Origin of the sequence: Phenylobacterium sp. CCH9-H3, assembly GCF_001557235.1 — a bacterium.
Classification (GTDB): domain Bacteria; phylum Pseudomonadota; class Alphaproteobacteria; order Caulobacterales; family Caulobacteraceae; genus Phenylobacterium.
The window spans coordinates 1-10,038 of record NZ_LSJI01000055.1; the positions used below are offsets into that span (position 1 = coordinate 1).

The 10,038-nt window shown below is 70.5% G+C and carries 9 protein-coding genes and 1 pseudogene; 4 read left to right on the plus strand and 6 right to left on the minus strand.

Going from position 1 to position 10,038, the window contains the following annotated elements; translation table 11 throughout:
- Window positions 1-45: 45 nt before the first annotated feature.
- Window positions 46-483 (minus strand): type II 3-dehydroquinate dehydratase, encoded by a 438-nt coding sequence (aroQ, locus tag AX721_RS04575; protein ID WP_068874846.1) that lies wholly within the window; start codon window positions 481-483, stop codon window positions 46-48.
- A 184-nt stretch (window positions 484-667) separates the two neighbouring features.
- On the opposite strand from aroQ, the gene thiS reads away from it, so the two are divergent.
- Window positions 668-868 (plus strand): sulfur carrier protein ThiS, encoded by a 201-nt coding sequence (thiS, locus tag AX721_RS04580; protein ID WP_068874854.1) that lies wholly within the window; start codon window positions 668-670, stop codon window positions 866-868.
- Between the two features lies 1 nt (window position 869).
- The gene (locus AX721_RS04585) at window positions 870-1,658 is read left to right on the plus strand and encodes a thiazole synthase (protein WP_068874847.1); all 789 of its coding nucleotides are present in this window, start codon (window positions 870-872) and stop codon (window positions 1,656-1,658) included.
- 32 nt (window positions 1,659-1,690) lie between these two features.
- On the opposite strand, the gene AX721_RS04590 is transcribed toward AX721_RS04585, so the two are convergent.
- Window positions 1,691-3,094 (minus strand): aldehyde dehydrogenase family protein, encoded by a 1,404-nt coding sequence (locus AX721_RS04590; protein ID WP_068874848.1) that lies wholly within the window; start codon window positions 3,092-3,094, stop codon window positions 1,691-1,693.
- 131 nt (window positions 3,095-3,225) lie between these two features.
- Here AX721_RS04590 and AX721_RS04595 point away from each other — a divergent pair, with 131 nt between their 5' ends.
- Together AX721_RS04595 and AX721_RS04600 are read left to right on the plus strand one after the other, a co-directional pair.
- On the plus strand, window positions 3,226-4,848 hold the full coding sequence (locus AX721_RS04595) for a PIG-L family deacetylase (protein WP_082765429.1): 1,623 nt from the start codon (window positions 3,226-3,228) through the stop codon (window positions 4,846-4,848).
- Window positions 4,845-5,921 carry a glycosyl transferase gene (locus AX721_RS04600; RefSeq protein WP_156467011.1) on the plus strand — a complete coding sequence of 359 codons (1,077 nt, stop codon included), beginning with the start codon at window positions 4,845-4,847 and terminating at the stop codon, window positions 5,919-5,921. The genes AX721_RS04595 and AX721_RS04600 overlap by 4 nt, the downstream gene beginning before the upstream one ends.
- A 1-nt stretch (window position 5,922) precedes the next feature.
- Here the strand turns inward: AX721_RS04600 and AX721_RS04605 are convergent, their stop codons facing one another.
- The 4 genes and pseudogenes from AX721_RS04605 to AX721_RS04620 all read right to left on the minus strand — a co-directional run.
- On the minus strand, window positions 5,923-7,416 hold the full coding sequence (locus AX721_RS04605) for an FAD-dependent oxidoreductase (RefSeq protein WP_068874851.1): 1,494 nt from the start codon (window positions 7,414-7,416) through the stop codon (window positions 5,923-5,925).
- A gap of 48 nt (window positions 7,417-7,464) precedes the next feature.
- On the minus strand, window positions 7,465-8,211 hold the full coding sequence (locus tag AX721_RS04610) for a DsbA family protein (RefSeq protein WP_068874852.1): 747 nt from the start codon (window positions 8,209-8,211) through the stop codon (window positions 7,465-7,467).
- A gap of 23 nt (window positions 8,212-8,234) precedes the next feature.
- A complete protein-coding gene (locus AX721_RS04615) occupies window positions 8,235-9,620 on the minus strand; it encodes a M48 family metalloprotease (RefSeq protein WP_068874853.1) in 1,386 nt (461 codons plus the stop codon).
- Window positions 9,621-9,727: 107 nt separating this feature from the next.
- Window positions 9,728-10,038 (minus strand): annotated as a pseudogene (locus AX721_RS04620) (ribonuclease E/G); the annotation flags it as partial.

The window sequence follows — 10,038 nt, forward strand, 5'->3', positions numbered from 1 at the left end:
CCTTCGGGGTGTTAGCCATGTATCGGCCCTTGTCTTCTGTGGTCTCTAACGGGCCAGGCCCGCGGCGGCCTCGACGGCCAGTTCATAGCTCTTGGCCCCGAAGCCGGACACGAGGCCGGTCGCGGCGAGCGAAACGTAGGTTTCCCTCCGGAACGCCTCGCGCGCGGCAGGGTTCGAGAGGTGGCACTCGACGATCGGGATGGAAAGCATCTTCAGGGCGTCGAGGATGGCGATGGAGGTATGCCCATAGGCGGCCGGGTTCAGCACCAGGGCGGACGCAGCTTCCCGCGCCTCCTGGATCCAGTCGACCAACTCACCCTCATGGTTGGACTGCCGGCACACGACCTCATAGCCCAGGGACTTCGCACGCGCCTCGCAGAGGCGGTGGACGTCGTCCAGGGTCTGATGTCCGTAAATCTCCGGCTCGCGGGTCCCCAGGAGGTTGAGGTTGGGGCCGCTCAGCACATAGATCGGTTTCGGCATTCGGCTCCGCCGTCGATTCCGGGGACTTTTAGCGACCAACGGCTCTGGTCACAAGGACGGCGGCGCGTCGGAGCTTTGCTTGTCGACTCCTGCGCGCCGGAGGCGTGCGATTTGACCACGAATGAACTGGCGGCTGACGCCGCCCCGGCTTGTCTTCGTCAGCCCTGACGCCCAAAAACAGATGATGCAGTTGACCGTGAACGGAGAGACCCGCGCCTTTTCGGACGTCGCCGATGTGGCGGCGCTGGTCTCGGCGCTTGGCCTCGACACCCGCAAAGTGGCCGTCGAAAGGAACCTGGAGATCGTGCCGCGATCGGCCTATGCGAAGACCGCGCTCGCCGACGGCGACCGCATCGAGATCGTGCACTTCATAGGAGGCGGCTGAGATGGACGGGTCCGCGCACACCGAGGACACCTGGTCGGTCGCCGGCCGCACCTTCCGCTCGCGCCTGATCGTGGGCACCGGCAAGTACAAGGACTACGCCCAGAACGCCGCCGCCGCCGAGGCCGCGGGCGCCGAGATCGTCACCGTGGCGCTGCGCCGGGTGAACCTCAGCGACCCCAGCCAGCCGATGCTGGTGGACTACGTGAAGCCGGACCGCTTCACCTTCCTGCCCAATACCGCGGGCTGCTTCACCGGCGAGGACGCCGTGCGCACCCTGCGCCTGGCGCGCGAGGCCGGCGGCTGGGACCTGGTGAAGCTGGAGGTCCTGTCGAATACCCCGCACCTGCTGCCCGACATGGAAGAGACGCTGCGGGCGCTGAAGCTGCTGATCGCCGACGGCTTTTCGGTGATGGTCTACTGCTCGGACGATCCGGTCTACGCCAGGAAACTGGAGGACGCCGGCGCCGCGGCGATCATGCCGGCCGCCGCGCCGATCGGCTCGGGCCGGGGGATCCAGAACATGCTGAACCTTGGGCTGATCATCGAACAGACTAAGGTCCCGGTCCTGGTGGACGCCGGCGTCGGCACGGCCTCGGACGCCGTCATCGCCATGGAGCTGGGCTGCGACGCGGTGCTGATGAACACCGCCATCGCCGAGGCCAAGGACCCGATCCGCATGGCGCGCGCCATGAAGCACGCGGTCATCGCAGGCCGGGAGGCGTTTCTGGCCGGGCGCATGGGCAAGCGCATGTACGCCGACCCATCCTCGCCGCTCAGCGGGCTGATCTGACGTCCCTCCCCACAAGGGGGAGGGAAGCGGCCCTACCGCGCCATGTTCAGCACCTGGACCTGGGTGAACTCCTTCAGGCCTTCCTCGCCCAGCTCCGAGCCGATGCCGGAGAACTTGGAGCCGCCGAAGGGCAGGTGGGGCTGCAGGTCGGCGTGCTTGTTCACCCAGACCGAGCCGGATTCCATGCTCTCGGCCAGGGCCCAGGCCTTGTCCGAGTCCTTGGCCCAGATCGAGCCGCCCAGGCCGTAGATCGAGGCGTTGGCGCGGGCGACGGCGTCCTTGGGGTCGGAATACCTGATCACCGGCATGACGGGGCCGAACTGCTCCTCGTCCACCAGTTGCGAGCCCTCGGCGATGTCGCGGACGACGGTGGGCTGGATGAAATAGCCCTTGTCGCCCTTGCGCCCGCCGCCGGCGATGACCTTGCCGTCCTTCTTGGCGCTGTCGATGAAGCCCATCACCTTGTCGAACTGGGCCTTGTTCTGCAGCGGCCCCATCTGGGTGCCCTGTTCCAGGCCGTCGCCTACGACCATGTTCTTCGCCAGGGTGGCGAACTCGTCGCACATGGCGTCGTAGATGCTCTCGTGGACGTAGATCCGCTTGGCGGCGATGCACACCTGGCCGGCGTTCTGCATGGCCGCGCCGAACACCTTGGGCGCGGTCGCCGCCACGTCCACGTCGTCCAGGACGATCAGGGCGTCGTTGCCGCCCAGCTCCAGGGAGATGCGCTTCAGCGCGTCGGCGGCGCTGGCCATGACCTTCTTGCCGGTCTCGGTGGAGCCGGTGAAGCTGATCTTGCGCACGTCGGGGTGCTTGGTCAGTTCGCCGCCCAGGTCGTTGGCGTCGGCGATGATGTTGACCACCCCCGGGGGCACGATGTCCTTGATGATCTGGCCCAGCTTCAGCGCCGTCAGCGGCGTGGTGGGGGCCGGCTTCACGATCACCGTATTGCCCGCCAGCAGGGCCGCGGGGACCTTGAAGGCCATCAGGATCATCGGGAAATTCCACGGCACGATGCAGCCCACCACGCCCAGCGGCTTGCGCCGGATCTCGATGCGGGAGGTGGCGTCGTCGGTGACCACCTTGGCCGGCAGGTCCAGGCTGGCGAAATAGCGGAAGAAGGCCGAGGCGCCGAAGATCTCGCCCGTGGCGTCCTGCAGCGGCTTGCCCTGTTCCTGGGTCAGCAGGCGGGCCAGCTCGCCCAGGTTGGCCTGGATAGCGTCGGCGATAGCCACCAGCACCTTGCGGCGCTCGTCCATCGAGGTGGCGCTCCAAGCGGGGAAGGCGGCCTTGGCGGCGGCCACCGCCTGGTCGAGCTGGGCCTTGGACGCCCGCGCGCAGGTGGCCACGGTCTCCTCGGTCGCCGGGTTGATCACGTCCAGCGTCGCGTCGCCCTCCACCAGGGCGCCGTTGATGAGCAGCTTGTATTCGGACATGCGGTCCTCCCGGGAAATTCGTTGCAGCGCAGGCAACGCCCGTGACGCAGGGGCGGTCAAGTCGTCGCGTGCCGCCTCCCGTTCGCCGCTATAGGATTGCAGGGCGCACGGGGACCTGAAGAGCATCGGCGATGGAGCATTTGTTGACGCCCTACGGCGCGGTGCTGGAGATCCCCGCCGCGTCGGTGCTGGTGATCGCGCCGCATCCCGATGACGAGGTGCTGGGCTGCGGCGGCGCCATCATCCGGCACGTTCAATCGAGGACGCCGGTCCGGGTCGTCGTGGTGACCGACGGGGCGCTGGGCGCGGACGCCGGTGAGGCCCGGCGGCGCAAGGGCGAGAGCCGGGCGGCTGCGGCCATCCTGGGGTATGGCGAGCCCGAGTTCTGGGACCTGCCGGACCAGGGCCTGGCCTACGGAGAGCCGTTGGTGGACCGGATCGCCGCCGCGATCGGCGGCGCCGACCTCGTCTATGCGCCGTCGCCGCTGGAGATGCACCCGGACCACCGGGCGTTGGCCATGGCGGCGGCCGAGGCCGTGCGGCGGCGCGGGCGCGGGGTGCGGATCGCCTTCTACGAGGTGGGCGTGCCGCTGCGGCCCAACATCCTGCTCGATATTTCGGCCGTGCAGGGGCGCAAGCAGGCCGCCGCCCGCTGCTTCGGCTCGCAGCTGCTCCGCCAGCCGTACGACGAGCACATGGCGGCCCTCAACCGCTTCCGCACCTATACGCTGCCGCCGACGGTGACCGCCGCCGAGGCCTATGCGGTCGTCGACGCCGCCGAGCTGGCCGCCGACCCCTTGCGCCTCTACCAGCCGGAGCACGCGCGCCAGCGGGACCTGGGGCTGGCCGTCGATCCGCGCGACCTTCCGCCGGTCAGCGTCATCATCCGCAGCATGGGACGGCCCGAGCTGCAGGACGCGCTGGATTCGGTGGCGCTGCAGACCTACCCGAACCTCGAGGTCGTGGTGGTGGACGCCCTCGGCGGCGGGGGCGTGCTCGCGGACCGCTGCGGCCGCTATCCGTTGCGGCAGGTCGGGGAGGGCGCGCGTCTCGGTCGCAGCCAGGCGGCCAACCTGGGGCTCGACGCCAGTTCGGGCGACTTCGTCATCTTCCTGGACGACGACGACCTGATGTTCCCGGATCACGTGGCGCGGCTCGCCGCGGCGGTGCGACGCCGGCCCGGCGTGCGGGCCGCCTACGCGGGCGTCCGGGTGGAGCGCGAGGGCGTGGCGGTGGACAGCTACGACGCGGCGTTCGATCCGGCGATGCTGATGGCCTGGAACCACCTGCCGATCCACGCCGTGCTGTTCCATCGCAGTCTGCTGGCGGACGGTTGTCGCTTCGACGAGAGCCTCGACGTCTACGAGGATTGGGATTTCTGGCTGCAGGTCTCCCGGCATACCCCGCTGGAGCGGGTGGCCGGCGTCAGCGCCGTCTATCGCGCCGGCCTCGGTTGCTCGGGCCTCGGCGACAGCGGCGCGGAGCGCCACCTGGCCGCGCGCGGGCGCCTCCGGGCCAAGTGGCTGGGCCAACTCGGCCACCAGGGTTTCGAGGCGCTGGTCTCCGAATTCCGGACGCGGATCGCGGCGGCCGAGCGGGAAATCGCCCGGCGGGACTTCGACATGCGCACGCTTGGCGAACACGCGGCGGCCCTGGAACAGGCGCTGGCGGCCGTACGCAACTCCACCTCATGGCGCCTTACCGCGCCGCTTCGCGCCGTGGCCCGGATGCTGGGCGGCCGAAACCCGGCATGAGGATGCACCTCTTCACCAGTGCGGCGGCGAACTATCAGCCAAGGGTTCGCGCCCTGTTCGCGTCTCTGCGCCGCGTGCGGCCTGAGTGGCGCCTGCATCTGGTCCTCGCCGACCGGCCGTCGGGTTCGGAGCTGGAGGCGACCGGCGCGGACGAGGTGCATCACCTCGCCGACCTCGGCGTGCCCGCCTGGCGATCGTGGGCCTTCTGTCACTCGCTGGTCGAGCTGGCCACGGCGGTGAAGGGCCTCGCCCTCGCGCGGCTGCTCGCCCGCCCCGACTGCGACGCGGCGATCTATCTGGATCCCGACATCGTGGTCTTTTCCGACCTGGCGGACGTGGTCGAGGCGCTGCAGGGCGCCGACGTCCTGCTGACGCCGCACCAGACGCAGCCCGAGGCCACGACGGGCGGCGTGATCGCGCGCGAGGTCTGCACGGCCCAGCACGGCATCTACAACCTGGGCTTCCTGGCCGTGGCCGCCCGAGGACAGGGTCCGGCCTTCGCCCACTGGTGGCGCGAGCGCCTCTACCGCTTCTGCCGCGAGGACATCGCCAGCGGCCTCTACACCGACCAGCGCTGGATGGATTTCGCCCCGGCCTACTTCGATCGGGTGCGCGTTTTGCGGGGCGCGCACCTGAACGTGGCGCCGTGGAACCTCGGCGCACGGCGCCTGGCGGGCCCGCCAGTGAACCCGACCATCGACGGCAAGCCGCTGGGGTTCTTTCATTTCAGCGCGGTGGACCAGGGGGCGTTCGACGCGTACCGCGACGATCCCGTGGTGGCGGAGATGGTGGACGCCTATCGCCGCGAGACGGCCGGCGCGGGCCCGGCCTGGGGGTTTGCGGCCTTCTCCGACGGCGAGACGATCCTGCCCGAGCAGCGCTTGGTGTTCCGGCTGCGCCAGGACCTGCAGGCGGCGTTTCCCGACCCCTTCGCCAGCGGGCCGGCCAGCTTCCAGGCCTGGTGGCGCGCCCAGGCCCCGGTGGAGTTTCCGGCCCTGTTCGACCCCGCCGGCCGGGCGGCGGAGATCGCGCGACTGCGGTCGGCGCTCACCACGGGCTATCCGGACCTATAGCTCACGCCGCTTGCGCGCGGGCCCGTTCCTCGTCGGCGGTGGGCGAGACGCCGACAGCCTCCAGCATCTGCGTCCGCCCCGGCGCGCCCAGCACGGGGTAGAGGTCGGCGTTCCGGGCCTTGCCGCGCGCCCAGACGCGGACGATCTTGGCCAGGTTCTTCGGCCGCTTCAGCCAGGCCTCGGGGTGTTCCAGCATGTGGAAGCCCTTCAGGAAGGCCCGCAGCAACTCGACGTCCTCGCGGATCGCCACCGCCACGCCATCCTCCAGGAAGCTCTTCATGAGCCTGGAGCGAAGGTTCGGCCGTGCGGGCGGCAGCAGGGCGGCACGGGCGCGGCGGATCGCCGAGCGGTCGGCCTTGCGCATCACGTCGTAGTAGGGGCGCAGCTCCCGCTCGAGGCCGGCGCGGTAGTGCAGCAGCCGCCGGCCTGGATCGCCCTCCGCCGCCAGGGCGTCCAGCAGCAGGTGCGCGCTCACCGCGGCGAACGAACAGCCCCGGCCGTAGAGCGGATTGGTCCGCACCACGCAGTCGCCCACGGGGAAGAAGCCCAGCACGGCCGGCTGGCCGCCCGGCGCCATCTCCCGCCAGCGGCTCTCCAGCTGGCCCATGCCGAAGACGCGGCTGGTGGGCTCGGTGCGCTCAGGGTCGATCCACGGGGCGACGCCGGCCAGCTGGCGGCAGATCGCATCGAAGACCTCCGGGTCGACGATCGCCTTGCGCATCTCCTCCTCGACCTCCGGTGCGCAGAGGGTGATGGAGAAGCAGCCGTTGTCGCCGGGGAACACCCCGAACTTCAGGAACCCCAGGTCGCCGGTGGTGGAGCCGGAGCCGCGCGGCGGCTCTTCCTGGCCCGGCCGCAGGCGGTAGTGGCGCGTGAAGTAGATCACGCCGCAGGGCTCGGCGCTCTCGGGGATGGCCACCCCGGCCTCGGCGAGCCACTCATAGGCCTGGGAGGTCCGCCCCTGGGCGTCGACGACGATGTCGGCGGTCAGCTCGCCGCCATCCTCCAGGACCACGCCGGTCACGGTGGGCGGCCCGCCTTGCACGATCGTCAGGCCCTTCACGAAGGTCTGGGGCCGCATGACGACGCCCGGCAGGTTCTCGGCGTAGCGGCGCATCACCAGCTCCAGCGTGGTGCGGCGGCTGGTCAGGATGGCGAGGTCGCGATCGATGGGGGCGGGAACGTAGGCGCGCTTGTGCGCGGCGGTCAGGGAGCCCTCGAAGCCCAGCTCGCGCACGCCGGCGGCCTGGAGGGCGTCCAGCAGGGCGGGGTGACGGTCGCGGACCAGGGTGCGCAGGCGGGCCAGGAAGGCGTGGCTGTGGCGCAGGTGGCCCACGCCGCGCCGCTGCCAGTCTTGGAACGCCGTGTCCGGGTCGCCGGCGGGCGGTGGCGGATCGCGGTCCAGCACCGTGACCTCCCGGCCCGGGCCGGCCAGGGCCATGGCGGTCCAGAGACCCGCCATTCCCGCGCCCATCACCACCACGCGCTCGACCATGCCGATCCCCGTCAAAGCTGAGGCGGCCAGTCTAGCAGAGGCGGCTCTTTACGTCGGGGAGCCCGAGGGCCGTTTCATCTCGCCGGCCTTCACCTTGGCCAGCGCCGCGCGGACCGCGTTGATGTCCGCGCCCGGGATCACGTAGTCGCCGACGATGAACGCCGGGGTGCCCTGCAGGCCCAGCGCGCCGGCCAGCATGCGCACGTCCTGGATCTGCTGGGTGATGGCCGGGTCGGCGGCGGCCTTGCGGACCGAGGCGGGGTCGAGGCCGGCTTCGGCCAGGTGGCGGTCGAGGGCGGCGTCGTCCAGGCCCTTGTCGGCCATCCAGGCGTTGTGGAGCTGGACGCCCTTCGACTTGGCCTGGGCGGTCAGGGCTAGGCGCGCGGCCGTGTCCGAGACCTCGCCGAAGATCGGGAACTCCTTGAAGACGAAGCGGACGTCCGGGTTCTCGCGGATCAGCTTCATCACCTCGGGCGCCACCACCTTGCAGTAGCCGCAGCGGTAGTCGAAGAACTCGACCACCGTGAACTCGCCGTTGGGATTGATGACGAAGTCGCGAGGATCGCGCTCGAGCTGCTTGCGGTACTTCTCCACGGTGCTGGCCTGGGCCTTGGCCTGCTCCAGCATCTGCTTCTGGCGCAGCTTCACCACGGCTTCCTCGATCACCTCGGGGTGTTCGAGGAGATAGGCCCGCACCTTGGCGCCGAATGCGGGGTCGGCCTCGGCGGGCTTGTTGCAGGCCTGGAGGGCCAGGGCGGCCGCGAGCACGGCGGCGATAGGCAGGAGCGTCTTCATGGGATCCCGATAGGTAAGGCGGCTCAGCGCGTGGCGCCGACGACCGAGCCCTCGCGGGCCAGGTCGCGCAGGTCTTCGCGGGTGGGCTCGGCCACCAGGACGATGTCGGTGGCGCGCCGCCATTCCGGCGTGCCGCGGGTCAGCATCTCGCGGGCGCGCATGGCGAACACGCGGGCCTGGCGCTTGTCGCCGATGTTGAAGTTGTATTCGGCGGTGGCGAGGCGGGCGAGGCCGTCCTCGTTCAGCTTGTCGTAGGCCTCGGCCAGGATCCGCCAGGCGACGGCGTTGTCCTCTTCCTGGGTCAGGGCCTTCTTCAGTTCGACGACGCCCTCGGCGACCTTCTTCTTGTCGTCCAGGGCGATCAGGGTCTGGCCAAGGTTGACGCGAAGCAGCGGCGCCTCGGGCTTCAGCTCGACCGACTTGCGCTGCGGCAGCTCGGCCTCCTCGGTGCGGCCGAATTCGAACAGGATCTGGCCCTTCAGCTCCCAGAGGTAGGGGTTGTCCGGCTGCTCGGTCAGGAGCTGGTCGATCAGCTTCAGCGCCCGGTCGGGCTCCTTCAGCTGGTAGTAGGCGATGGCCCGGGCATAGCGCGACGGATAGTCGGTGGCCTTCTCGTCGTACTTGGTGATCGCCACCTGCGGGTTGAGGAAGCCGTCCAGCTTGGCCTTCATGACCGCGTGCTCGGCCATGGCCTCGGGGCTGTCCTTCTTGGCGAAGTTCGGCTGGGTCTCCACCTTGCGACGCAGGCTCTCGATCCGGTCGGACGAGATCGGGTGGCTGCGGAAATAGGCGTAGCGCCGGGCCTCGTCGAAGACCTCCTGGTAGCGGAAGTTGTCGAAGAACTCGGCCAGGCCGCGGCCGGACAGGCCCGCCTTGTCCAGCAGCTGGGCGCCCGCCTGGTCGGCGCGGCTCTCCTGCTCGCGGCTGTAGCCCAGGGCGCCGATGGTGCCGAAATAGCTGGCGCTGCCAGCCAGGCCCGCGGCGGCCTCAGGCGAGCCGGCGAGGGCGGCGAGGACGCCCAGCCCCATGGTCAGCAGGAACGGCCGCATACCGGCCGACTGCATATCGCCCGAGCGGGCGCTGTGGCCGGCGGCCAGGTGGCCGACTTCGTGGGCGATGACGCCCTGCAGCTCGTTGGGGTCGTCCGATTCGAGGATCAGGCCGGTGTTGAAGCCCATGATCCGCGGCCCGGCGAAGGCGTTCAGCTCCTTCGAGCCGACGATCACGATCTCGACGTTCTTGGGATCGACGCCCGCCGCCTTCAGGATCGGCTCGGCGTCCCGGGCGAGGATCTCCTCGATCTCGGTGTCGCGGATCAGCGACTGGGCCGAGGCCGGCGCCGCCGTCAGGGTCAGGGCCGCCGCGGCCGTCAGCGCCAGGCGCGAAACCGACCGGAAAGGGGAGATCATGCTCGACACTCTATCGTAGTCCGACACCCCCAGCCGGTCGGATGCTAGCGCGGGTCCCGCCAAACCGGAACCGGTTTGGAAGGGCCCGCGGCCAACATGGTTACGCCCTAGCCGCGGCGCCACCAGCCGCGACGCGGCTTCGGCGCCGGACCCGAGATTTCGGCCGGGTCAGGCTCACGCGGCGCGGGGGCGGCAGCCACCGGCTCGGGCGCGGCGACCGGTTCGGGCTCCGGCTCAGGGGCTGGGACGGCCTCCAGAACCGGCTCCGGCGGAGCCACGGCTTCCGCGGCCTCGGCGGCGGGCGCCGCCTTGCGGCTGCGCGAGCGCTTCGGCTTGGCCGGCGGCGCCTCTTCGGCGACGGCCACGACCGGGGCGGGCTCCGGTTCGGGCTCAGGCGGGGCGGGCAGGGCCTCGGCGG